A 23,884-nucleotide genomic window follows, 5' to 3' on the forward strand; every position below is an offset into this window, starting at 1 on the left:
ATTCATTCTCCTTTTTCTCTTTCTAATTGTTTTTCTATTTTACCTTGTTCTTTAAGATTATAGCTAAACGCCCCATCAAACTCACCTCTAGGTTGAGGCTCAGCTGCATCGTGTGCTCCTGGAGGATCAGAACCAAAGGTATTCGAGTCAGAATTGTATGCATTAGGGTTTTTATATGGATATCCTTGCTTCATAAGTTTAATTTCCGTAAGTTCATGTTTAATCATTTGTTGTAACCACTCTTTTTGTGAAAGTGTTAACGCTTTCTCTTTTTGTGCTTGCTTCCATGCGTAACCAAAATCAGCATCTGGAGTAAAGTGACCTACTCGATAGCTTTTATCACTCAATGGTATTTTATGTGAATCAAGAAAAATGTGTTGCTTCACTGCCCTTATTTCTTCTACTGATAAACCAGTATTTTTTGCAACCTGTTCAATATCTTCCATACCCACACTTCTGATCTCATCATAGTGCTTTGATGCAAGCCTATGATTTGCTTCATCAGGTATAGTTTCAAAAGTCGGTTTATAATTATCTACACGGTTGTACTTACTCCAATCAATCTTTGGAATATTAACTGAATCTTTACCCGTCCCCTCAGTGCCTTCCGTATTTCCCTTCGGTTTATTTGTATCCTGTTCTCCCTCTGGTTTTGGTGGCTTGGGTGGTTTAGTATCCGCTTCAGAATTACCCTCAACCTTATTTGGCAGAGATTTCTTCCATGAATTCACTTCATTTGGAGTAGCATTTTTTTCTGGATTCGTCTTAGTTTCGGTATCTTTTGGTTTCTGTTTTGGTGGCTTCTGATCACTACCCGCTTGGTTAGGTTTAGTTTCAGGTTCACCTTCTGTTTTACCACCAGAACTTGCTTGTCCCGTTTTTTTCGACTTATCCCCGCTCCAATCGCTTCCTCCCCCAGAAACGATCCTCATTTTCTGGCCGTCTGTCCATTTCTTCTTTACAAATGTCGCTGCTTTTTTAAATCCGTTACCAACAACTTGCATGACCTTTCCTTCAATGTCTGGCGTCCTGACCCTTAGATTACCACCAGTCATCGTTCCGTTCTCTATTAAATCGCGATGCATTTCATAATCGTAGATCATCTCTACGAACTTCTCATCGCTAATCGGATTGTAAATCAACTGTGTCAGATATTTCATCTGTTCCAATGTCAGGTCCTGACGCAACCAAAAATCATAATGTTTTACTTCCTCGACGGTAATATTATGATATATGCCCGCCCTGTCTAATGCCCATGAAATTTCTTGGTAATAGGGCGAAAAGAAGGTTTGATGTTGAACATCGTCTTTCTCCACACTCTTGAAAAATTCCAGCGACTTCTGCAAGTCACGTTGGATTTTTTCACGCGCCCACTTCTCACGGAAGTAACTCGGAATCTGCTCATAAGCAAGGCTAATCTCCTTGTTCTGTTGTTCCAACTTCTTAAAGAAATCGGTCACCGAAGTCGATGTGGTCAGCTCTTTGGCGGCCGTCAGCATTTTACCCAGCATCGTCCATTTCGCTTCGTTCTCCTGCTGTTGGAGCTCAGCAAAACCATTCGTAAATCGGTCCAGCAAATTCAGAGCCGAAGGCTTGAAGGAACCTATCTTCGGCACGCTCGCGATGAGACCCGTGGCAACGGCAGCAATACCTACGCCGATGGCTGTCTGGGCAGCAATCCCCCCTAGAGCTCCCAGGATCGGAATCATAGCAGTGATGGCCAACGCAGCTCCAGCCAACGATCCATCTTTCGGATTCGTCGTTGATGCCTGCGTCACTGCAGCAGCCTCTGCGGCTGCTGCGGCCTGAGCCGCTTCGTACTCCTCAATCGGCATCAGCGGTGGCTCCGGCTCCGGAGGCAGATCCGCCACATGAACAGGCGCTTTGTTGCTGCCCTCCTGTTGCAATAGACCTGCTCGTACGTTGGCCTCCCCGTCCAAAATGAAGCTACCACCCCCGTCAAGCAGCCATTAGTTATTTTCGACACGCAAAAAGCTCTCTCCAACTCATAAATCAAGTAAGAAAGAGCTTTTGAATGTTAATCAAATGTTTGAATCATTTAATGTTGGGTTCGTTGGATATGGTTGTGCTATACGATTTAATTAGCCTGGTATCAAATTGCAACATCTTGGTATCCTACATCAGCTATTTCTTCATCTAATAAACGCAACCCTAAACCATTCTCTGAATCCCATGTGCAATTAAAAAGTATTCCAATATCTCGACCTTCTCTTATATCGCCATATGGGACCACAATTCCATCTAGAGCAATCATCTGAAGAATTTGGTCGGTTGTATCAACTAAAGGATAATTCTCATTAAGAGCAATATCATAACCTAGTTCATAACGCTTTTGTTGATAATATTCTAAAATTGGTTGCAAGAAGCTTTGCTGCAATTGATCCCAATTTTTCATTAATGCTTGATATGCCAAATACTGTTCTTCATCAAATCTACCGTCCTCATCCCCTTTAACAATGAGTGATATTTCGGTTTCATTTCCAAGAAAATTAATAGTAGTGCCCTTAGTCCAAACATAATCAAATTCGAGTTCGCCAAAAACTGAATCATTAATTTTCATTTTAAAATCTCCCCCTATTATTTTTTCGCAAATCCTCCAGGTTCAAACGCACCCGCATTTATTTCCCCAACACCGCCAAGATGTCCAAATGTACTGTTTATCTTTGTTGGGACAAGTTGCATTGTATTAACATCATTTAACTCATGCCATGTTAATTTATTTTTATCTCTGTATTTTTCTATATCTCTTGCTGTAATTCCACCAGGCTTCATGCCAAATTGACTTGCTAATTCTGGAGAATTATTAAGCTGATCAGCTAGCTTCTTATCTGACTGTGCAAAATTATACGTTCTGGCTTTTCCTCCATAAGTTCCTTTGCCACCTAGCATATATTCGATTTCTACTTGCGCTTTTGCTACAGGTGAAAGATCAGGTACAGCATTCTTATAATCTATACCATCAATCCCTGCTTCGTCTAATATTTTCTTCAATTCAGGATCAGGTGGTGGCTTAAGAGTACACTTAGTTTCGCCCCTAGTTCCTTCAAAACCAACTCTTGGATTCCCAGGTGCAGGTGTCTGATTAAGTCTTGCTTCATAAGAACTGGCAAATTCAGTTTGCTTGAAAGCAGGCGGAGTATCTTCACCTTTTCCCGTCCCCTCAGTGCCTTCAAGTTTATCCTTCGGTTTATTTGTATTCTCCTCTGGTTTTTTCGTTTCGGATGATTTAGGCGGTTTCGTATCGGCTTGCGGTTTACCTTCGCCCTTTTTCTTAGATGGAGATGGCTTCCACGTATTCACTTCATTCGGCGTTTCATTTTTTTCTGGTTTCGTCTTCGATGTCGTGCTATTTTTCGGCGTTGTCGGTACATTAGGTTCATTCATTTTCGAAGAAGGTATGCTATCCGAATTTTGTTTCGGTTTCGACGGGTTCCCTACAGGTTTGGAGGTCGATCCTGTTTCACTGTTTGCTGTCTTACTGCCTCCAGAAGCAGCCTCGCCCGTTTTGTTCTTCTTGTTATTGCTCCAGTGACTTCCTCCACCCGACACGATCCCCATCTTCTGACTGTCTTCCCAATACTTTCGGACAAATGTCTTCACTTTGGGCACGATGGACGAAGATGGGCTCATGTTCACTTTAGGCGGCGTTGTCTCACTTGCCTGTGGATGTCGGCCTTGGCCTAAAAAACCAGCTGCCTAACCTCCTCTGCCCTTAAAATTAAATTCCGCATCCAGGCCTTTTTTACATTTCGTCATTTGATTTTCTAGCATCATACGATGTGCAGTCATGAGCAACCCGGACTCCATGCTGTTTATCCAAATCTTTTGTCATTTTTCATATTTTTTCACTGAATATAAATCTTAAAAACTTTATGCATTATATGGTTGATCAAAGTTTTGAATTTTAAAACGCAAGATTAACCCTTTCTAAAAAACCTCAAAACAAATAAGCCCCAGTCAAATAACTGGAGCCTGTCTGACTTATCTTTGAACTAAATATACAACTGGATATGACGCTCTTTTTCCGTGCGTACAAACAAAATAGCGAAATCTTTTATACGGGTATTACATGGGTTATATGTGTTATTGGTTGTATGATGGAGTCATTCGGCACTTGGTAGCTGCTCCAAGCTTGAATCTGTTAAAGAGTGTACACAATCTATTTTACAGACTTGGGCAGTTAACTCCCATTGCGGCAATTTATAAATCAGAATAGTAACTCCAAAAATAAGTTATTATTGTAAAAATTATTTACAAATTTAGTAACTGCTCATATATATTAAACAACTATTCAAAACCAATTACAATCCATTCATCTACATAGCTCCAAAAATTTATATTATAATTCGGTTGTCTTTTTGATGACCAAAAAGTCGCATTATTATTATTACAATTTTGATAGTCTATTACTATATACGTTCCCATACCATTTGTGAAAAAACCAAAAGATGATTCTAAATTAATCCCGATGGGTTCTTCTAATTCATCAATTATCCCCCATTCTAAATCTTCGTCTCCTAGAAACGTTACAGACTTGATAGGAACTAGCCCCATAGATTCACTAGCATAGTAATAAAAACCATTGTGAACTTCTTCATAGAATTTTTGAATTAAGTTGGGCATTTTTTCCCAAACTTCACGTAATTCATTATTGTTAAATTGATCCTGTGGATTACGTCCCTCGTAATATAGTATGTTTCCCTTAGAATTTTTGATTGTATATAGAACCGAAAAATCCTCACCTGATTGCATTAATTCAACATCTACAAGAAATTCGCTTAAATAAGATATTGTGTTGCGTAATTCTATCCGTAAATATTCTTTCCAAATTCCTAGAATTCTTTTTATTCTGACTGTGCTATCTTGTTCTTTAAAAATATCATACCAATCATCTGGAAGTTGGTTAATTGCAATACTACTGATGTCTTCATGAGTAAGCAATCTTATCTCTTGGTTATATTTTCTTAAATGCTTCAGTTTATCATCCATTGAAATTTTCAACTCCCTACTTGTTATTCAAATTATTCAAATCATCTATTTGCTTTTGTAGCTTCCTTTCTATTTCTCTTTCAATAATCATCATTCTTTGTCTGAATTCAGGATCGATTTCAATTTCACCTTTCTTTCCTTTTTTATAATGAGTCCATTCTTCAAATTTTTGACTGTTTTGAAGTATTGGCTGACTTGCTTAATCCAATAAAGTTATCTGGATTATTAAGAACTTCAAGCTGTTGTGATTTTGTTAATTTCCCGAAACCGTCCATTTTAGTTATATTATTCATTGGTACGATATGGTCTGCTTCTAAAGAACCTATAAAAGTTTTTCCGGGTATTGCTTCGTCCTTTGTCTCCACATTTTGTTGTGTCCCTCGTTAACCTTGTCTCTTAGCTCTGGTGTTGGCGTCTCATCTCTCAATATTTTATATTCTTTATCAGTAATTTGTCTATCTCCATAACGAGGCGGTGTCCTAGAATCTCCCGTCCCCTCAGTGCCTTCCGGATTATCCTTCGGTTTGTTTGTATTCGGATTCTCCTGCGATTTCTCCGGTTCGGATGATTTAGGCGGTTTCGTATCGGCTTGCGGTTTACTTTCGTCCTTTTTCTTAGACGGAGATGGCTTCCACGTATTCACTTCATTCGGCGTTTCATTTTTTTCTGGTTTCGTCTTCGATGTCGTGCTATCTTTCGGCATTGTCGGTACATTAGGTTCTTTCGTTTTCGAAGAAGGTGAACTACCCGAACCTGTTTTCGACTTCGGCGGGTTCTCTACAGGCTTAGAGGTTGATCCTCCCCCACTGTTTGCTGTCTTTCCATTCCCCGAAGCCGTCTCACCTGTTTTGTTCGTCTTATTATTGCTCCAACGACTTCCTCCGCAAGAAACAGCATGCATCATCTGGCTTTTTTTCCATTGTTTTTTGAAAAAACTCTTCACTTTGGGCATCATAGTCTTAAATGCATTGTTGCTAGTTTTGGGCGACATTGTTCCGTTTGCCTGCGGGATGGACCGTACGAGGCCTGCAGAACCACCTGCTGAACCTCCTCTGCGATTCATACCAAATTGCGTATCCATCCCTTTTTGCATGGCGTCTAGTTGGTTATATCCATCAAGTTCAGCTAATTCTTCATTGCTCATTGTCGTACGCTTGATTCTCCAGGATAAAAACTTCTTTTCTTCGAGACTTAGCTCTTGAGTCTCCCAATAGTCATAACTGCCCAGTTCCTCTACCGTGATATGAGGCCTGCCTATGTCGAAGGTAATATTTGCAAAATAAGGATTTACGAAAAGGACATCATACTGCTCCGGGTTTTTCATCACTTTCTTGAAAAAATCCAGCGAACTTTTCAGTTCCTGATCCGCCTGTTGTTTCGTCCATTTCTCTCGAATATAAGCTGGAATATCATAGTATGTGGCACTAATTTCCTGATGCTGCTGATGCAACTTCTTGAGTAGATCAATGGGGGAAGTCGCTGTAGTCAACTCTTTGGCGGCCGTCAACATTTTACCCAGCATCGTCCATTTCGCTTCGTTCTCCTGCTGTTGCAGTTCAGCAAATCCATTCGTAAATCGGTCCAGCAAATTCAGAGCCGAAGGCTTGAAGGAGCCTATCTTCGGCACGCTCGCGATGAGACCCGTGGCAACGGCAGCAATGCCTACGCCGATGGCTGTCTGAGCAGCAATCCCCCCTAGAGCTCCCAGGATCGGAATCATAGCAGTGATGGCCAATGCAGCTCCAGCCAACGATCCATCTTTCGGGTTCGTCGTTGATGCCTGCGTCACTGCAGCAGCCTCTGCGGCTGCTGCGGCCTGAGCCGCTTCGTACTCCTCAATCGGCATCAGCGGTGGCTCCGGCTCCGGAGGCAGATCCGCCACATGAACAGTCGCTTTGTTGCTGCCCTCCTGTTGCAATAGACCTGCTCGTACGTTGGCCTCCCCGTCCAAAATGAAGCTACCACCCCCGCCAAGCAGCCATTAGTTATTTTCGACACGCAAAAAGCTCTCTCCAACTCATAAATCAAGTAAGAAAGAGCTTTTGAATGTTAATCAAATGTTTGAATCATCTAATGTTGGGTTCGTTGGATATGGTTGTGCTATACGATTTAATTAGCCTGGTATCAAATTGCAACATCTTGGTATCCTACATCAGCTATTTCTTCGTCTAATAAACGCAACCCTAAACCATTCTCTGAATCCCATGTACAACTAAAAAGAACTCCAATGTCACGTTCTTCATTAATGTCTCCATACGGAACAACAATCCCCTCTAAAGTAATCATCTTCATCAATTGAGTTGTTGTTTCAACTAATGGATAATTCTCATTAAACGCAACATCATAACCCAATTCACTTCTTTTTTGTATGTAATAATCCAAAATAGGTTGTAATAAGTTAAATTGCACTTGTTTCCAATCTTGTATCAATGATTGATATGCCGAATATTGTTTTTCATCAAATCTTCCATCTTCATCTCCATCAATCATCAATGTAATTCCAAGTTCTCCTCCGAATAATTGAAACATAGTCTTCCTAGTCCAACCATAGTTATATTCGAGCACTCCAAAAACAGGATCATTTTTTATCATTGTGTACTCCCCTCTTTATTGTTTATTAGAGAATCCCCCAGGTTCAAACGCTCCTGCATTCATTTCTCCCACACCTCCAAGATGCCCAAAAGTACTATTCATCTTTGTAGGTACTAGCTGCATTGTTTTAACATCATTTAATTCGTGCCATGTTAGTTTATTTCCATCTCGATAAATCTTTATATCTTTAGCAGTAATTTTACCAGACTCCATACCAAATTGGCGTGCTATTTCAGGAGAATTATTAAGTTGTTCAGCTAACCTTTGATCTGATTGAGCAAAATTAGCTCTTCTCGCTGCTCCTCCGTATGTGCCTTTTCCACCTAACATATACTCAATTTGCACTTCTGCTTTAGCTACTGGTGAAAGATCAGGGATCAGACAAATAAAAAGCCGATTTCGACTTATAATTCAAGTTGAAATTAGCATTTCTGCATCCGTCATTTTCTAAAGATTAAACTTCATATAAACTATCTAAAAAGCTATCAAAAGAATCAGATATAAGAAACATATTGCTCATCTTCTCAGTAGGTTCTATATCATGAAGTAAAATATATATTTTCCCCGCATACTCTTCGCTAGTTCCCAGACAAATTTGATTTCCTCCAGAATCATCACCTATAGATATAAATTCGTTTGGGATTTCGCCATATAATGAGTCAAACACACTTGATAACTCATCGTAGGATTCATTGATATCTAGCCCATAAAGTGTGTTGAGAGCAGTCTCTCCTTCATCATCTGAAATTTTGAAAACATTTGGCTTTACATTACCACCGTTATACTCAAGCAAAAAATCGCGATATTGAACCGGAAGCAAGACAGCATATTTTGCTTCAAATTCCTCAATATTTTTTAATTTAATTTTTTTATTTGTGTTATAAATCGTTGCCATGGTAATTCTCCTTTATAATCATTTTTTCCGTTAACTGTAGACTGACCACCTATATGTCTAAAGTCCCTATGGATATCCTTCTGAACAAGAACCATTGTCTTTCCATCTTCTTGATGATGCCAAGTGTACCCAGTTGGAGGTTGATTTAGTTCAGTAACTGGTGGATCAGAATCCTTATTTAGTCCTGCTTCTAAGTTCGCCTTCTTGGAGTCCGCCTGAGGGTTTTTAGGAATAGTAATTTCTATTGTTACTGCTGGTTTAATAGTTAGATGGTAAAATGCTGAAAAGTCAGGACACCCATTAGGATAACTAACCGATATTCCATTTTTGTTAGTATATGTCCATGTTCCATTCCCATCAATTGAAATATGTCCACCTTTATCCTACCTTTTTTAGGGATAGGAAATTCATTGGCTTCGTTTCCATTACTTCTTATGTCAAATCCGACAGTTCTAACTTCTTACCTTTACCCGTCTCCTCAGTGCCTTCCGTTTTTTCCTTCGGATTGTTTGTATCCTATTCTACCTTTGGTTTTGGTGGCTTGGGTGGTTTTGTATCTCTTCCGAATTACCATCCATATTTGGCATATATTTCCTCCATGAGCAGCATTTTTTTTGGATTCGTCTTCGATGTCATGCTTCTTTTCGGTGTTCTCGTTGCATTAGATTCATTCGTTTTCGAAGAAAGTGTTATCTCTTTTTCTTATATTTCCACCCCTATCAGGTGCAAGAGTGGCCTCATACTTTGGTTTAGGTAGCTTTAACGAGAAATCAGCATAGTCTTTTGCCTTGTTATCTCCATTCGAACTACAATGTGCTTAAAATTTCTTTTTGTCTATTCCTGTTATGTCTACTACGGAATATGCAAAATTAAGCTCATCTACAGTTGTGAGTAAATTTGAAACGCAAGAAAACTAAGAAACAAAAAAACAGGTCAATTACGGTGGTATCAGACCATAATCAACCTGTTTAATGTAACTAAAAAGTAGCTTTCAGAATATAAAATTAGAGTCAATCATCTGACTCATTTGACAGTATCTTTAAAGCTCATACTCCCACTCATTATAATGGGTTTATATCGGATTATTGGGATACTCTTCTAGATACCTATCTATTAGTTGTCTGCTTTTTTCATTCCCTGGTATGTTACCCAAATATTTATATTCCCAAATAAGTAGCTGGTCATTAAAGCTATATTTCGTATCAAACCAATTTGTATAGTCATAATGAATCTTGAATTTCCCATTCCTATCAATAGATAATGTGAAGGAATACCAAGGTTCTTGTTCATTATCTAGAAAATTCTTTCTTAGTTTTTCACTCAGTTCAAGCAGCACTCTGCCTTTGATTTTATATTGAGCTCTATAATCATGATAATAAAGAGGGATTTCTAAACTATATTTAAAATTTTCCACATCCTCAGGTGTGTTATAAAAAAAGTATGTCCCGCCCCCGGTTTCAGAAATTTGTGCATAGTAATGAAATTTCCCCCATTCTTCCGGGATCATTTCATTAACTGTTTCAGCTATTTGATTATATATTTGATTCATCTCTTTTTCCATGCTCAACGAAATCAACCTCCAGCTTGATTTTTAATAGTTTTTTGTACTGGCCTATTTCCTTCAATTTGATAAGTTACTTCAAAGGAATCTGGTCTCATTGAAGTACCTGAATAAACTGGTTCAATTTTTACAGTAACTTTTTTCGGAGGTATCTCTCTCAACGCATCCGCCCATTTAGACTCCATATTCACCGCCAGAGCTTTGTTTTGAGCCTGCTGGTTTCTGAGGTCCGGCGGTAGAACCAGGTTTTACCATAGGCTTCAGAGTTTCGGGTGCTGTCTTCGATATATCCATTTCATAAACATTAAAAAAACTCACTCCTGACTCATTGTTTGAGTAGGAATAAGCCTTTTAATTATTTTTGTCATATGATTGCATTATAAGAAGAACCTATTCTTCTAGCATATCAAGAAAACGATTAACATTATCTGCAATCTTTTCTGTAACTGGGTCATACTCATCTGATTCCTCATTATACCATATACAAACAACTGGATCGATTTTACTTTCAGTATAGTCTAAACAAACGAAATCTCCTGCAAATAGAGCTGCAATTGGTACTAATTCAGCACCTGTCATATCTCCATCAGAGAGTATCATTTCATCCAATTGACTGAAAACAACCTTAATATCATACATACCTTTATCATGCTCGCTTGGCTTGTCCAATAAACAAAGAAAACGATCAACCACATATCTATTCGATTTAAATTCAAAAAATCTAGTTATTGGAATAGATCCATTGCTTTCCGATATAAAATCTATAAAATCTTTAGGAAACTCGATTTCAAAATTCTCTTCTACACGCTTAATTAAATTACTACCTGGAAGCGGATAAATTATACTGTTATTTTTTATTTTTAACATATTTCACCTCTCAAATTAATGTCTTGGGGCGTCTGCTCAATGTCCCTTTGTTCTTCCTCCATTATGCTTTGTAATATTATGAATACCAAAAGGTACAAGTTGCATCAATCCGCCTTCCTCATTATGGTGACAAATTGTTCTTCTGGTTGTACTTTATTTGGTAATCTAGCGTTCAGCCACTTGAATTGTACAACCTCTGTTGCCTTCCAAAGGTCCTTTGGTAATACATCTTCATGCAATACTGCACCTGCCCCTTTAAAGTCTGCATATCCAAATTTCAATCTTGGAATCTTCTTCACTTGAATCGTAGGAATATCAGAATGTAATTCTAAGGCTCTCTGTTTAATCATACTTCTTTGGTCTGAATTTAATTTACCAACAAAGTCATCTTGCCATGACCACACTTTATTTGATTTTACAATATCCCCATATATAAAAGCATAATCATCAAGAACCTCATTAAATTTTTTATTACCTTTTGCAAAATCTTTTATGTTTTCAAGGTTAGCTGTCCTGTCAACACTGCCACTATTACCCGTTCCCTCTGTACCTTTCAGACTCTCCTTCGGTTTATTCGGATTCTCCTGCGGTTTCTCCGATTCGGATGATTTAGGTGGTTTCGTATCGGCTTGCGGTTTGCCTTCGTCCTTTTTCTTCGTTGGCGGTTTCCAGGTATTCACTTCATTAGGTGTTTCTTTTTTTCTGGATTCGTCTTTGGTGTCGTACTTGGTTTCGACGTTGTCGTTAAATTTCCTTTTCCTTCATTCTTTTTCCAAGAACATAACAAAAAAAACAGATCAATTATGGTGGTATCTGACCATAATCGACCTGTTCAATGTAACGGAATAGCGTTATTTAGGTTATAAAATTAAAGCATTTGATGTGCGTACCAACGGAATGTAGAAATCTTTATACAGGTATTACATTGGTTAAGTCTACTTGAAGTCAGCCGCCCGACTTATTCGGCACTGGGTGGGGATAAATCGTATTCTAAATATTCCTCATCCCATTTGAGAACATGATCTTCTACCGCCACATACCATTCAGTATTCAAAACAGTACATCGTATTTGTGACAGTAAAGCAGTCCAATGCTGAACACCTTCCCAGATTGCATCATCCATGTTATCAGGTAACTGTGTAGAACCTTCAAAAATAATCTCCGGATCAGACGAATCTTTCAGATCATATACATCAAAACCAGTCCAATTGTATCCTTCTCCTGTATTGTTGAATTTTTCAATTTCTTGTTGTACCGAATACTCGGAAATCAATTTCTTTATAAGGTCTCTTTCGACATCTGTTAATGATTCCTTTCGTTTTGCTGAGTAATATATTGAAATCGCCATGATACAAACCTCTCAATCGTTTTTCATTAGTGCATATACTCTCGTTTAAAGTCTTCATAAATTAAAAATGCATCAGCTAATAATTCTTTCAATTCTTCGTAATTACGGAATATCGGCTTCCTTACTTTATCATTTTCCAGACCATCTAGTTGTTCTTTTAATATTCCCCATGTCCCACCAATCTTAAGTTCGGAATTTTCCCATAGAGACCATATAAATTCAGCTACACCATATTTTAAAGAAATAACATATTGAAACTTATAATTATTCTGCGTTTCTGTAATCTTAAAAAACTTTTCCTTCTTATTAAACGAGGACTCGTACCCTAATTCACTAATAATTTTTACTACTTGGTTACTTTCATAGTCTTCGAAACTTTCACTAACATTAAATTGATACTTTGTGGCTAGATTCTTATACCTTTCAATAAATTTTATCTTCTCAAAAGTGTATTTAGTATGTTTATCTATCATATTTACTCCTCCCTAAATCTGATTTCGATCCCATATTTATTCTTTGCCAAATCAATGTAATCTTGTATCCCTGAAAAGTTCTTATTAGACGCAGGAATCTCAAGTATTTGTTTTCCCTTAAGTGGTTGACCGTCAATTGGAGGTTTAAAATCAGCGTATTTATCTGTTCTAATTATTGTTCCCGGCTCGTACTTCACCTTCATTTCCTTTAAATAACTCTCAAATGTAGATAACTCAATATCTGCTAAATCAGTCGCTTTTCTTGATACTATCTCGCCTTTTATAGGATCGTATGAATCCAAACGTTTTCCATTACTCAAATGTACTTCATTACATGGATACCATTCTTCCACAACTGACTTTTTATTGAATGCATTGCCTCTAGCCATTGGCGAATCATTCAACCAGTAATCTCTGGCCTTTTTCCACTCCAACCGATCTCGTGGTGGTTTCCCCTCTTTAGATTTACGAGCAAGATACTTTTGATAATCCGATTCTAACTTAGAATCTTTAAACTTTCCATTGGAAGACAGTAAATCTTTACCCGTCCCCTCAGTGCCTTCCGGATTATCCTTCGGTTTGTTTATATTCGGACTCTCCTGCGATTTCTCCGGTTCGGATGATTTAGGCGGTTTCGTATCGGCTTGCGGTTTACCTTCGTCCTTTTTCTTAGATGGAGATGGCTTCCACGTATTCACTTCATTCGGCGTTTCATTTTTTTCTGGTTTCGTCTTCGATGTCGTGCTGTTTTTCGGCGTTGTCGGTACATTAGGTTCATTCGTTTTCGAAGAAGGTGTTTCTCAGGCCCGGCGGTTGAACCCGGTTTTACCGTCGGCTTCGGAGTTTCGGCTGCAGTCTTTGGAGGTTTCCCGGCATTGGAAACGACTTCATCCTCACTGCTGGCTCTCCATAAGGTGCTTAAACTTGGTTTTCTCGAATTATGGTTCGACGAGAAGATAGGGGTCAAAGTATGATTCGAGGAACGCGAAACGAGCCTAAGAAGCGATTCTATAGGCTCGTTTTTTTGAAAGAGACTTTTTCAGTAGCCTCTTCTTATGCTGGGGGGATTTTTCAATGTTCAGTTAGGTGTGTAAATGTAGTTTATAAAACACGCTTGAAAGATATTTTAGTTTCCTGGTGAAATTACACTAAGAAAAACTTCAAAAGATTCACACACGAAGTCTAATGTTTCACTCTGCCAATCATTAAGTGATTTCTCTTCTAATTCTTCCTCTGTAATTTCAGATTCTAAGATAACATCCTCATGATTCTGGTAAACGATTTTAGGTATATTCTCATCTTCTCGATAATCAAATAGAAATTTATCACCAGCTCCATTAATCGCAAAAGGAAACACTCTTGGAGGCAATGCCTCACTCAAAGTACTATATGCTAGTTCGATAGGAGAAATAATTTCCCCAAGCACTTCTTTTTCTATTAGTGAAAGTAATTGAATATTCCAAGCTAATTTCCCTGGTACTTCTACAATTCCAGCATCCCACTCCCCCTGTTCATTCATAACATAAGGCACTGAACCGTCATGATTTAATACAATATCGACATATTTCTTGGGAAATTGGATATTCCATTTTCTCTCTAGCTCAATTATTTTTTGGATATCTAGATTTGTTTGATCTGACCACTTTACGTTATAACTCATAGTTCTTCTCTCCAACACAAGTGATATTGATTGTATTTATTTCTGTTTAGTCCAATGAATTTCACACCAGGACGGATTGTAATATGAAGTGCGACACCCTTACTTAAATAAAAAAATGGCTCATAGCCTGATTCGTGTAGAATGAAAGTTACCACACCAGCATTCACACAAGGAGAATCAGTCCATGAGTTATTCACATCTTAGCATAATCGAACGTAGCAAGCTAGAAATCCTCCACAGACAAGGCAAAAGCTCAAGAGCTATTGCAAAAGAACTGGGGAGGCATTATTCCACGATTTGCCGTGAATTATATCGGGCTAATTCATCGTATCCTTATCAGGCAGAACACGCTCAGAACGCTTATGAGAAGCGTCGTAAATCCTCTGTCTCTTCAGGTAAATGGTCAGACACTTTAGCTGCTTCACTGGAGGAAAAACTGAAGGCAACGTGGTCTCCGGAACAGATCAATCAACGCTTCCGTACCGAAGGCTTGCCAGCAGTATCCTTAAAAACGATCTATCGCTGGATCTATGCAGGTCGATTGGTTCAAGGCACGTTACAGGTTCTCCGACACAAAGGAAAGCGTCAGAAACCCGCAGAAACTCGCGGTAAATTTCCCATTGGTAGATCCATTTCGGATCGTCCCCAAGAGGTTCTTTCTCGTGAAGCATTTGGGCATTGGGAACTGGATACTGTCGTATCGGGTCGTGGGAAAAGTAAAGGATACATAGCCACACTCATTGAACGCAAAACCCGTCTATATACCGCCATTCTCATGCCTGATCGCACCGCTTTGTCCATGGAAATTGCGCTTGGTGTAGCCATCTCACAGTATCCCACAGGCACTTTCCTCACAGCCACGGCTGACCGGGGAAAGGAGTTTGCATGCTATGCCAATCTGGAAACAAGCCATGACCTGCACGTTTATTTTGCTGATCCATATTCGTCTTGGCAACGCGGTTCCAATGAGAATGCGAATGGATTGCTTCGAGAGTTTTTCCCGAAAGGCACCGATCTCGCTCAAGTCGAGGATGAAGATCTTGCCAGTTCACTAGATCTAATAAACCACAGACCACGAAAATGCTTGGGTTGGAGAACCGCTCACGAATCTTTCACAGAGGAACTGTCGCACTTGGTTTGACAATCTGTCAATCTTAAAAGTTGATGCTTCAGGATACCCTCCATTATATTTAAGTAAGAAATTAATATACTGCTCAGGAAGCCTAAGAACATATTGACCTTCAAATTCAAGAATTTCATTTATAGTTATTTTCTCATTAGTTCGATCCATATTCGCCATAGTTATTCTCCTTGTCTATTTAAATCTAAACCGGCGGTCTGGATCAATACTAAGACCTGAATTCTGAGCAACTGGAAGGTGAACCCTTTATCCGATTCGGACGTCATACGGGTATTACGTGGGTTAAGTATACTTGAAATCAGCCGTCCTACTTATTCGGCACTGGGTGGGGGATTTTTGAATAGCTGCCTATTGCATTATTTACTTATTGCCGCGAATAAAGAATCCACAACACGGCGGTGAAGCTCGCATTGTGGCGTGGTTGTTTATACATATGGATCTACTTCAAATTCTAAAAACTGTTTTATAGACTTGAAGAATAACTATTGAAGCAGGCTTGTAAACTCTTCAAAACTATCTGCAACATGATAGCATACTGGATCAAACTCACCTGAATTCGAATGATCCCATACACAAACTATCGGATTTTCTCTTGAATTCCGAAAATCTAAACAAAGAAAATCACCAGCAAATAAAACTGCAATTGGTAATAAAGCCACTCCAATTAGATCACCATCATCTGTAAGTCTTTCATCTAATTGCGTCCAAGTTACATCTATATCGAACATTCCTAATTCTGTTTCTTCTGGATCTTCTAGAATGCAAAGAAATCTAGTTAACTTATAAGAGTGGTTATTACATTCGAAAACTGATTCTTCCGGAATACCTCCATTATTTAATTCGATAAACTTTTTATAATCAACAGGTAACGTAACTCTCCATGCTATTTCATTTTCAGAGATTAATTTTTGAGGTGGCAATGGTAAAATAATCGAATTGGACTTTATTTTCATTTCATTCTCCTCCTATTACTGCACTATCTAGGGGCATCTGCCCATAATCCAGTTGTTCTTCCCCCATTGTGTAAAGTGATATTATGAATTCCAAACGGTACTAATTGCATTTTACCAGGTGTTTCAGTGTGATGCCAGGTATACGTCCCATTTTCCACCAGCTCCCTTACATTATCAGGAAGCCTTGCGTCTAGCCATTCAAACTGAGGCCCATCCTTTTTCAACCAAAGACTTTTTGGTAATTCATCAACATGTACAACTACTCCAGCTCCCTCAAAATCAGCAAAACCATATTTTAATCCTGGAACTTTAGTTACAGTTATTTTTGGTATTAATCCAAGAATCTCTGCTTTTTGTTTTATTAGAGCTCTTTGAGTAGCTGTCAATTTTGTTCCACCTGGTATGTTTTTTTTCCAAGACCAGTTTTTAATATTTATAACTTCAACATAAAGTTTAGCATAATCATCTATAATCTCTTCAAACTTCTTTTTACCTAGAACAAAGTCATTAATATTATCTAAGGAGACTTTCTCAGGTTTAACAGTCCCCTCAGGACCTTCTTGATTATCCTTCGGTTTAGGATCATCTTTATCCTTCGTTGAAGACGGCTTCCAGGTATTCACTTCATTCGGTGTTTTATTGTTAACCGGATTAGATTTCGAACTTTCTGGCTTCGGTGTTGCATCTTTCGGCTTCGCACTTGAACCGTCTTTGTCCTTATTCGAAGAGTTTGGTTTTGAGCCTCCTGGTTTCTCAGGCCCGGCGGTTGAGCCGGGTTTCACCGTCGGCTTCGGAGTTTCGGGTGCTGTCTTGGGCGGTTTCCCGGCATTGGAACCAACTCCATCTTTACCGCTGGTTTTCCATAAGGTGCCTGAACTTGGTTTTTTCGAATCATGATTCGATAAGAAGCCCCCCGGGACAATACCAACTCTCTGACTCTCTTCCCATTTTTTCTGAATAAATGACTTCGCTGTGGCTAACCCGTTACCTACACTCGTCTTCTTACTCGCCGCTTCCGCATTCTGGATGTTTCTCATCATCTGGCTGGTTGCCGAGTTCATCGCTGGGCTCTTAGACATACTCTTGCCACTGTACATGCTGCCCACGACCATTTGCACGCCCATACCGACTTGATTCCATTTGAGCATAGTGATCATCATCTTGGCATAGGAATCTGGAACAGGCTCTCCTGTAAAGGGGTGAATCCCCAGCTCACACGCCTTGAGCTGCGTTAAAACAGGATTATATATTATTTGATATAACAACGAACAATACCGCAATACAGGCCGATAGCTTGTATTGCGGTATTGTTCGTTGTTTAGTTATCTACTATCTCAAAAAAAAGTGAAAGACCCTAATTCAATCAACTGTAGCATCCAATCATCGTAACGCAATAATTCTCATTTTATAGATTTTTACGTTGTACCTCTTCAAACCATTCATCGGCAAAATCATCAGCCGATTTTATTTCATCATTTGTGTGCACTAAATCATATTTGTATTCAGCCTGAAATTTCCCACTAGTAGCATCATAAATTAATTTCATCTCCGTTGGCATGTCTTTTTCATATTCATTGCACAATTCTTCAATTTTCCCGATATTATCATTGATAATTTTCAATACCATAAACTGTCTTTCCGTGGACACATCATAACTTTCGTCCGCATCTTCCAATGCATCATTTACCTTATGAGACTCTAAATACTTATTATTAATTAAATAAAAGAAACTGCTCGATATCATATCGTCTTCACATGAAGCATAAATATATACTTTATCGGTTCGATCTTCAACATACTCCATACATATAGATACCATATCTGCTTGCAATTCACTAAATCTTCCTTCGAAATCTTTCATAACTACATTTCACTCCCTTAAAAATTCTTAAATTCTGCACTTCCTGGCTTACCATCAATAGTGTATTTCACTATAAATTTGTCTGGGCGCATATTATTACCTGAATAAACTATTTCAATTTCAACAGTTACCTTTTTAGGAGGTTTCTCTTTCAGAGCAACAGCCCATTTATTTTCAAGTTTCTTAAATTTTTTCTGATTTACCTCTGATAATTGCGAAACTAAATTATCGACTTTAGGTGATCCTCCAAACCTATCACCTGCTAAGTGACCTGCCTCATCTTTTCCTTTTATTTTTCCTGGTGTATTTCTGCTGTGAGATAATCTGCCAGTTCTCTTAGTTAATTGTAAGCTGTCCGTTTCAAACTTAGTAATTCTACTATTCCCATCTGTTTCATAAAAATAATCATACTCGCCAGTTTTATAGCTAATATTAGGCTTTAACTTGTTTTTTCTTCCGTTTGTATACTGTTCGTTTTCACCTACTAATGTTTTATCGTTACTTATTGAATATTCTTTACCCGTCCCCTCAGGACCTTCTTGATTTTCCTTAGGTTTAGCATCATTTTCCTTTGGCTGTAAAGGCTTAGTGTCGTCTTTTGGCTTAGACACATCTTTATCCTTCGTTGAAGACGGCTTCCAGGTATTCACTTCATTCGGTGTTTTATTGTTAACCGGATTCGATTTCGAACTTTCTGGCTTCGGTGTTGCATCTTTCGGCTTCGCACTTGAACCGTCTTTGTCCTTATTCGAAGAGTTTGGTTTTGAGCCTCCTGGTTTCTCAGGCCCGGCGGTTGAGCCGGGTTTCACCGTCGGCTTCGGAGTTTCGGGTGCTGTCTTGGGCGGTTTCCCGGCATCGGAACCAACTCCATCTTCACCGCTGGTTTTCCATAAGGTGCCTGAACTTGGTTTTTTCGAATCATGATTCGATAAGAAGCCCCCCGGGACAATACCGACCCGCTGACTCTCTTCCCATTTTTTCTGAATAAATGACTTCGCTGTGGCTAACCCGTTACCTACACTCGTCTTCTTACTCGCCGCTTCCGCATTCTGGATGTTTCTCATCATCTGGCTGGTTGCCGAGTTCATCGCTGGGCTCTTAGACATACTCTTGCCACTGTACATGCTGCCCACGACCATTTGCACGCCCATACCGACTTGATTCCATTTGAGCATAGTGATCATCATCTGGGCATAGGAATCTGAAACGGGTTCACCTGTAAAGGGGTGAATCCCCAACTCAAACGCCTTAATCTGCAGTTGGTATATATCCTGCACAGGTTCCACGGGATGTGGGTCCTGTTTCAGCGTGGCATAATCCAGGCTACCTTTATCCTTCTCATACGCTTGCATGGCGGCATGGTCGCTATCCCCATTTTCGCCCACGGGCTTCCATATTTTCCATTCGTAATCATATGCCATACGGTAGCCCTTTTCCATGTTCGCCTGCTGTTGTTGATACACCCACTTTTTCTTAACCGGTTCAGAAATCTGATGGACGAATGTACTAATCTCCTGATGTTGCTGATGCAGTTTCTTAATAAAGTCAGGAAACGACGTTGCCGTAGATAATTCGCGAGCTGCTGTCAGCACCTTGCCGAGTAAGTTGCGCTTGGCATCCTGCTCATCTTGGACGAATTGGATGAACCCGGCTTTCATTTGATCCCATAAGCTACGAGCCGAAGGCTTGAATGATCCCACTTTCGGTACACTTGAGATCACACCTGCTGCTACAGAAGCAATACCTACGCCTTGAGCTATTGCAGCAGGGGCTCCGCCCAAGGTACCCACGATGGGAATCATAGCCGTAATGGCTAACGCTGCGCCAAATAAAGACGCTTCCTTCATGCTCGTTGTGGATGCCTGCACGGTGGCTTCTGTCTTGGCAGCCAGCGCCGCAGCCTGAGCCGCTTCGTATTGCTCCAGTGGGATCAGTGGCGGCTCTGGCTCTGGAGGTAAATCAGCAACGTGCACAGGCGCCTTGTTGCTACCCTCCTGTTGAATCTGGGCTGCGCGTACATCGGCCTGTCCATCCAGTATGAAGCTGCTCCCTCCGCCCATCAGCCAGATCGCTTCTGGCGAAGAACCCTGAATCTGTCCAGCGTCCAGCGCAATGTTGCCTCCCTGAATCGAAAGGTTACCAGGACTGGACAATACTACGCCCTGATCGTTAAGGGTGATCGTCAGACCTGATCCTGCCTGCACCTTCACCTCCTCAGGCGACATGCCGACCGAAGGCCCAGCTGGATGACCCATAACCTTATGCTCCGTGCCACCTCCAACAGAACGTTTGCTTTCCGGAACGGAATGGCGAATATACGCTCCGGATTCCAGACTCTCGGGGAAATACAGTTCTACGGTGTCCCCGATCTCTGGCATCATGTACAGCCCGCTATGTCCTTCCGCTGCATAGATTGGTACTACTGGATATGGGCATGAGGCACCTTGAATCATTGGGCCATCGTCCATAGACAATTGGATTTGTACGTGATCCTGTATCACCCGGACAACTTCTCCGTACAGGGACAGACCGATCAGATCTGAAAGCTCGCATCTCGGTGTACGCATCTGCTCTTCCAACATCATACGGTAGGAGGTCATCAGTAGACCAGATTCGAGGCGCGATATAGCTTCAACGACCGTGAGCTCCCTGCCGTCAGGAAATTCAACCTTGTCACCCAGCGCATAGGTTTCGGCACTGTCCATCGTGTACTGTAGAATACCCTGATTACCCTTGGGACTTCGAATCACATATTTCTCCTCAACCTCCGGACCATACCATCGCATTTCTCCCAGTTCTTTCCGGACACGATAGGATTGATCTTGCGGCCATTTCCATAACCTTCCTGTGGGTAGACCAAAAAAGATCTTGGGTGAGGCAGCCGTTACTTCAGGAACCAAGAACGTGCCAAACCGGGATGCGAGCCTTCGCAGAAACATCCAGTCGGTTTCTTTATATTGTAAAACAAGTCCGCTTAATTGGGTATTCCCCGTTACCTGATCTATGACGTCAGAATATCGGTATGGTTTCATGATGAATCGAACAAGATCTCCAAATGTCCAACCTCTGTTTTGGAACGCGCGTTCTGCAATATGAATATCCATCTGATATGTATTAGATAACGCTTCGATCTCAAATCGATATATTCCTCCAGAGAGATGAACCTTAAGAGACGTCATGACACCATGGAAGAGACGTCTTACAGACTTTCCTGCTTCATCAACTTGCCTGAGCACAATCGGTTCCCCTTCAGCCTGAATTCGAAGGATACCCGGGCCATCCTCTTCAGGAACGACTCCACTAACGTACAACTTCGCGTGCTCGTTCACTTGGCGTGTAATGCGTACTTCTTCCAACCATTGGGCCTTATATGGCCAATACAGACGAAGTTGTTCGTATCCAATACGATCTTGTAGAACCTTTGTCAATTCGTCCATGGCTAGAAATCCAATTGCTGCCCGTCATCTTCAATCACGATATCTCCACCATACAGACACTTATGTGTACATTGGCTGAGCAGGGCTGCTTTCCCTTCTACCTCGGTATCTCCCTTGCCATGTAGCCAGGACATGGTCAAAACGGGCATACATGGGGCTTTCTTGACTCCATAAATATCGACCATGGTACTGGTCTCTACAGCAGGATTCAGTGGATTGGAGCAGTTGCCGAAAGAACCGATATGTATGCCGGGAATGTAATCCTCGACCGTCATTTGTGCCTTACCTTTAATGTAAACCCCATGACTAAATGGAATTTTCAAACGTGTTCGTTGTGTACCACAGTTGCATTTCAAGATTGCGCCAGCAACGACATAGCTTTTAGGTGCATCTCCAGCACTTTGAATCTGCGTGTCTAATTCTTGTTTTTGCGCCATCCGATTATCTCCCTTCTAAGCTGTTAGCTCCTGTTCCAGCTTCACCAGTCGTACGCCTGTGATATCCCGCCGCAGAATACTCTCTGCCAATGCAAGATTCACGATCATGACCGTTTCGCGCAGGTCCACTAATTGGAACAAAGGAACCTCCACCATTTCTCGTCTAAGGACGAGCTGTTCCAAACTGCCGTCCATGCGCCGCTTTGTATGAGGTGACAGCACATTTGCAAGTTCTGGCGGATGAATCGCCCAATATGTTTCCTGGGTCATACGCTCCCTGTCCGTAAGGACAGCCGCCCTGCGCTTCAGACTGGGCTGATATAGTGTTAACACTTCAAGTAAACGATCTGATACGAGCGGAATTGGATGTTCCATATAATCTGTATAATCCACATGAACTCCACCGCGGACATTCAAGCTGATCGCCGTAAGATCGATGTTGGAATCTTGAAAAGCCTGACTCCATACCCTTCGCTGAAGTTCACCTACGGGCTCAGTCTCAGCGCGATGAATCCATCTCGAATCTGCCATTAAGCGAAAGTATTGGATAACCCTGTCCTCCCTTCGGCATTGTCAAAAATCGCCCCTTCAATATTGGCATTATTCCACAGTGTATCTACCAGATTAGCTCCGCTGAAGTTGGCACCTCGAAGGTCAGCCCCTCTAAAATCTGCTCCTTTCAGGTTTGAATTCTTGAAGTTAACTGCATCATACCCAGGTCCCTGTACAAGCCCCTCTGGGTGTCCTATATCTCCAACTACACCTCTAAATACAGCCCCTTGTAGGGAGCAACCACTGAAATCCGCTCCATAAATAAGACTATTTGAGAAGTTCACTCCTTCCATTTCGCAATTCCGCCAGCGTGTGCCCACAAGCATGCAACGTTGAAAATCCGTCAATTTCAAATCTATATTCTCAAATCTGCTGAAACGAAAGTCCAAATCGCTGCACTCCATTTCCGCCATACTCAGTCCTTGAAAATGCGCATACATAACAGCAATACCATTGCTTTCCTCCAGTTCCTCGCCAATTTCTTCAATGCTTCGCTCTCTCTGATCCAATCGGAATACGCATTCGCTCGCATCAAGATACTCCCCAACACGTACTTCGAAGTTCTGTTCAAGTTTCATTTGCAAATGCAATTCCATGTCTTCTAGCAAATAGCCGCATCGTCGGATGAAATAGACGAGATACCGGTTCACCAAAGGTACCTGCTGCAACCGAATACCTTCCAGTTCCACAACCGTCACGGCACCTTGATAAGAAGCTAAAGTCTGTTTCAATCTTTCGATCATCCGTTCTACACATTCGTAGGCCCATTGTGCAGAATAGAACGCTCGAACTGGCCTGCGGTCCAGCAACCACGACGAATCACAAGCCTCAACCAGCACATTCATCGCCCCACCCAGTACTTCCGTTCGCAATATAGAGTACTGGATGTAGGCGATTTCCCCTTTTGTCCTAACCTCTTGAGCAAGCGCAACTTCTTTAATAAACTCTCTGAAATGTTCCATATATTCTGCCGTCAATTCGGTTGATCTGCTCTCTAAGGTACGCCTTAAATCCTCCATCAGCCTGACTCGCTCTGGCTCCACCTGATCGGCATAAAAGTGCTTCAACGAATCCTTTCGGTTCATTTGCTCCCCCCT

General features: G+C 40.8%; 25 protein-coding genes and 2 pseudogenes. 1 reads left to right on the forward strand and 26 read right to left on the reverse strand.

The genetic code is table 11. The features are described from left to right. Positions 1 to 2: 2 nt before the first annotated feature. From MHB43_RS23440 to MHB43_RS23525, 18 genes and pseudogenes are all read right to left on the reverse strand, one after another. Positions 3 to 1,940 (reverse strand): hypothetical protein, encoded by a 1,938-nt coding sequence (locus MHB43_RS23440; RefSeq protein WP_405130508.1) that lies wholly within the window; start codon positions 1,938 to 1,940, stop codon positions 3 to 5. A 173-nt stretch (positions 1,941 to 2,113) separates the two neighbouring features. After that, a complete protein-coding gene (locus MHB43_RS23445; protein ID WP_339178234.1) occupies positions 2,114 to 2,581 on the reverse strand; it encodes a DUF6985 domain-containing protein in 468 nt (155 codons plus the stop codon). 17 nt (positions 2,582 to 2,598) lie between these two features. Next, a pseudogene (locus tag MHB43_RS23450) lies at positions 2,599 to 3,189 on the reverse strand (HNH endonuclease); the annotation flags it as partial. A 1,119-nt stretch (positions 3,190 to 4,308) separates the two neighbouring features. Next, entirely contained in the window at positions 4,309 to 5,010 is a 702-nt protein-coding gene (locus tag MHB43_RS23455) for an SMI1/KNR4 family protein (RefSeq protein WP_339178236.1), read from the reverse strand. Between the two features lie 322 nt (positions 5,011 to 5,332). Continuing rightward, positions 5,333 to 6,961, reverse strand: coding sequence for a hypothetical protein (locus MHB43_RS23460; protein WP_405130509.1), 1,629 nt, complete (start codon positions 6,959 to 6,961; stop codon positions 5,333 to 5,335). 173 nt (positions 6,962 to 7,134) lie between these two features. Further along, complete coding sequence (locus MHB43_RS23465) at positions 7,135 to 7,602, reverse strand: DUF6985 domain-containing protein (RefSeq protein ID WP_339178241.1); 468 nt, start codon at positions 7,600 to 7,602, stop codon at positions 7,135 to 7,137. 15 nt (positions 7,603 to 7,617) lie between these two features. Beyond that, positions 7,618 to 7,980: pseudogene (locus MHB43_RS23470) on the reverse strand (HNH endonuclease); the annotation flags it as partial. Between the two features lie 76 nt (positions 7,981 to 8,056). After that, positions 8,057 to 8,497 (reverse strand): SMI1/KNR4 family protein, encoded by a 441-nt coding sequence (locus MHB43_RS23475; protein WP_339178243.1) that lies wholly within the window; start codon positions 8,495 to 8,497, stop codon positions 8,057 to 8,059. Continuing rightward, positions 8,458 to 8,865 (reverse strand): HNH endonuclease, encoded by a 408-nt coding sequence (locus MHB43_RS23480; protein WP_339185433.1) that lies wholly within the window; start codon positions 8,863 to 8,865, stop codon positions 8,458 to 8,460. Before MHB43_RS23480 ends, MHB43_RS23475 begins: the two co-directional genes overlap by 40 nt. Positions 8,866 to 9,569: 704 nt before the next feature. Next, entirely contained in the window at positions 9,570 to 10,058 is a 489-nt protein-coding gene (locus MHB43_RS23485; RefSeq protein ID WP_339178244.1) for an immunity protein YezG family protein, read from the reverse strand. An 11-nt stretch (positions 10,059 to 10,069) separates the two neighbouring features. Next, complete coding sequence (locus MHB43_RS23490) at positions 10,070 to 10,303, reverse strand: DNA/RNA non-specific endonuclease (protein ID WP_276324000.1); 234 nt, start codon at positions 10,301 to 10,303, stop codon at positions 10,070 to 10,072. A gap of 145 nt (positions 10,304 to 10,448) precedes the next feature. Further along, a complete protein-coding gene (locus MHB43_RS23495) occupies positions 10,449 to 10,925 on the reverse strand; it encodes an SMI1/KNR4 family protein (RefSeq protein WP_339178246.1) in 477 nt (158 codons plus the stop codon). 36 nt (positions 10,926 to 10,961) lie between these two features. Further along, complete coding sequence (locus MHB43_RS23500; protein WP_405132464.1) at positions 10,962 to 11,030, reverse strand: HNH endonuclease; 69 nt, start codon at positions 11,028 to 11,030, stop codon at positions 10,962 to 10,964. Further along, a complete protein-coding gene (locus MHB43_RS23505) occupies positions 11,030 to 11,605 on the reverse strand; it encodes a hypothetical protein (protein WP_339178248.1) in 576 nt (191 codons plus the stop codon). The genes MHB43_RS23500 and MHB43_RS23505 overlap by 1 nt, the downstream gene beginning before the upstream one ends. A 278-nt stretch (positions 11,606 to 11,883) precedes the next feature. Next, positions 11,884 to 12,273, reverse strand: a complete 390-nt coding sequence (locus MHB43_RS23510; RefSeq protein WP_339178251.1) for a hypothetical protein — start codon at positions 12,271 to 12,273, stop codon at positions 11,884 to 11,886. A gap of 26 nt (positions 12,274 to 12,299) precedes the next feature. Continuing rightward, positions 12,300 to 12,746 (reverse strand): hypothetical protein, encoded by a 447-nt coding sequence (locus MHB43_RS23515; protein ID WP_133385604.1) that lies wholly within the window; start codon positions 12,744 to 12,746, stop codon positions 12,300 to 12,302. 2 nt (positions 12,747 to 12,748) lie between these two features. Continuing rightward, positions 12,749 to 13,444, reverse strand: coding sequence for a hypothetical protein (locus tag MHB43_RS23520; RefSeq protein ID WP_339178253.1), 696 nt, complete (start codon positions 13,442 to 13,444; stop codon positions 12,749 to 12,751). A gap of 428 nt (positions 13,445 to 13,872) precedes the next feature. Then, positions 13,873 to 14,406, reverse strand: coding sequence for an SMI1/KNR4 family protein (locus tag MHB43_RS23525; RefSeq protein ID WP_339178255.1), 534 nt, complete (start codon positions 14,404 to 14,406; stop codon positions 13,873 to 13,875). A gap of 184 nt (positions 14,407 to 14,590) precedes the next feature. On the opposite strand from MHB43_RS23525, the gene MHB43_RS23530 reads away from it, so the two are divergent. Further along, positions 14,591 to 15,547: an IS30 family transposase gene (locus MHB43_RS23530; protein WP_339178257.1), complete on the forward strand. Its 957-nt coding sequence runs from the start codon at positions 14,591 to 14,593 to the stop codon at positions 15,545 to 15,547. Here the strand turns inward: MHB43_RS23530 and MHB43_RS23535 are convergent. The 8 genes from MHB43_RS23535 to MHB43_RS23570 all read right to left on the reverse strand — a co-directional run bounded on the left by MHB43_RS23535 (position 15,464) and on the right by MHB43_RS23570 (position 23,872). Beyond that, positions 15,464 to 15,706 carry an SMI1/KNR4 family protein gene (locus MHB43_RS23535; RefSeq protein WP_405130510.1) on the reverse strand — a complete coding sequence of 81 codons (243 nt, stop codon included), beginning with the start codon at positions 15,704 to 15,706 and terminating at the stop codon, positions 15,464 to 15,466. The two genes, MHB43_RS23530 and MHB43_RS23535, sit on opposite strands and share 84 nt — an antisense overlap. 323 nt (positions 15,707 to 16,029) lie before the next feature. Further along, positions 16,030 to 16,500: an SMI1/KNR4 family protein gene (locus MHB43_RS23540; RefSeq protein ID WP_339178259.1), complete on the reverse strand. Its 471-nt coding sequence runs from the start codon at positions 16,498 to 16,500 to the stop codon at positions 16,030 to 16,032. A gap of 23 nt (positions 16,501 to 16,523) precedes the next feature. After that, a complete protein-coding gene (locus MHB43_RS23545; RefSeq protein WP_339178260.1) occupies positions 16,524 to 17,765 on the reverse strand; it encodes an HNH endonuclease in 1,242 nt (413 codons plus the stop codon). A gap of 140 nt (positions 17,766 to 17,905) precedes the next feature. Then, a complete protein-coding gene (locus MHB43_RS23550) occupies positions 17,906 to 18,361 on the reverse strand; it encodes an immunity protein YezG family protein (protein WP_192269227.1) in 456 nt (151 codons plus the stop codon). A gap of 17 nt (positions 18,362 to 18,378) precedes the next feature. Then, positions 18,379 to 21,798, reverse strand: coding sequence for a DNA/RNA non-specific endonuclease (locus tag MHB43_RS23555; RefSeq protein WP_339178264.1), 3,420 nt, complete (start codon positions 21,796 to 21,798; stop codon positions 18,379 to 18,381). Positions 21,799 to 21,800: 2 nt separating this feature from the next. Then, a complete protein-coding gene (locus MHB43_RS23560; RefSeq protein WP_339178265.1) occupies positions 21,801 to 22,235 on the reverse strand; it encodes a DUF4280 domain-containing protein in 435 nt (144 codons plus the stop codon). Between the two features lie 15 nt (positions 22,236 to 22,250). Continuing rightward, positions 22,251 to 22,766 (reverse strand): hypothetical protein, encoded by a 516-nt coding sequence (locus tag MHB43_RS23565; RefSeq protein WP_339178266.1) that lies wholly within the window; start codon positions 22,764 to 22,766, stop codon positions 22,251 to 22,253. Continuing rightward, complete coding sequence (locus MHB43_RS23570) at positions 22,766 to 23,872, reverse strand: pentapeptide repeat-containing protein (RefSeq protein ID WP_339178269.1); 1,107 nt, start codon at positions 23,870 to 23,872, stop codon at positions 22,766 to 22,768. The genes MHB43_RS23565 and MHB43_RS23570 overlap by 1 nt, the downstream gene beginning before the upstream one ends. Positions 23,873 to 23,884 lie beyond the last annotated feature (12 nt).

It is taken from the genome of Paenibacillus sp. FSL H8-0317 (genome assembly GCF_045040685.1).
Taxonomy (GTDB): Bacteria; Bacillota; Bacilli; order Paenibacillales; family Paenibacillaceae; genus Paenibacillus.

Bases quoted from the DNA above. Each gene is read 5' to 3' on its own strand.
- MHB43_RS23560 (WP_339178265.1), bottom strand. From the start codon at position 22,235: ATGGCGCAAAAACAAGAATTAGACACGCAGATTCAAAGTGCTGGAGAT.
- MHB43_RS23525 (WP_339178255.1), bottom strand. From the start codon at position 14,406: ATGAGTTATAACGTAAAGTGGTCAGATCAAACAAATCTAGATATCCAA.
- MHB43_RS23465 (WP_339178241.1), bottom strand. From the start codon at position 7,602: ATGATAAAAAATGATCCTGTTTTTGGAGTGCTCGAATATAACTATGGT.
- MHB43_RS23540 (WP_339178259.1), bottom strand. From the start codon at position 16,500: ATGAAAATAAAGTCCAATTCGATTATTTTACCATTGCCACCTCAAAAA.
- MHB43_RS23555 (WP_339178264.1), bottom strand. From the start codon at position 21,798: ATGGACGAATTGACAAAGGTTCTACAAGATCGTATTGGATACGAACAA.
- MHB43_RS23475 (WP_339178243.1), bottom strand. From the start codon at position 8,497: ATGGCAACGATTTATAACACAAATAAAAAAATTAAATTAAAAAATATT.
- MHB43_RS23485 (WP_339178244.1), bottom strand. From the start codon at position 10,058: ATGGAAAAAGAGATGAATCAAATATATAATCAAATAGCTGAAACAGTT.
- MHB43_RS23510 (WP_339178251.1), bottom strand. From the start codon at position 12,273: ATGGCGATTTCAATATATTACTCAGCAAAACGAAAGGAATCATTAACA.
- MHB43_RS23455 (WP_339178236.1), bottom strand. From the start codon at position 5,010: ATGGATGATAAACTGAAGCATTTAAGAAAATATAACCAAGAGATAAGA.
- MHB43_RS23530 (WP_339178257.1), top strand. From the start codon at position 14,591: ATGAGTTATTCACATCTTAGCATAATCGAACGTAGCAAGCTAGAAATC.
- MHB43_RS23570 (WP_339178269.1), bottom strand. From the start codon at position 23,872: ATGAACCGAAAGGATTCGTTGAAGCACTTTTATGCCGATCAGGTGGAG.
- MHB43_RS23565 (WP_339178266.1), bottom strand. From the start codon at position 22,766: ATGGCAGATTCGAGATGGATTCATCGCGCTGAGACTGAGCCCGTAGGT.
- MHB43_RS23495 (WP_339178246.1), bottom strand. From the start codon at position 10,925: ATGTTAAAAATAAAAAATAACAGTATAATTTATCCGCTTCCAGGTAGT.
- MHB43_RS23535 (WP_405130510.1), bottom strand. From the start codon at position 15,706: ATGGCGAATATGGATCGAACTAATGAGAAAATAACTATAAATGAAATT.
- MHB43_RS23550 (WP_192269227.1), bottom strand. From the start codon at position 18,361: ATGAAAGATTTCGAAGGAAGATTTAGTGAATTGCAAGCAGATATGGTA.
- MHB43_RS23445 (WP_339178234.1), bottom strand. From the start codon at position 2,581: ATGAAAATTAATGATTCAGTTTTTGGCGAACTCGAATTTGATTATGTT.
- MHB43_RS23515 (WP_133385604.1), bottom strand. From the start codon at position 12,746: ATGATAGATAAACATACTAAATACACTTTTGAGAAGATAAAATTTATT.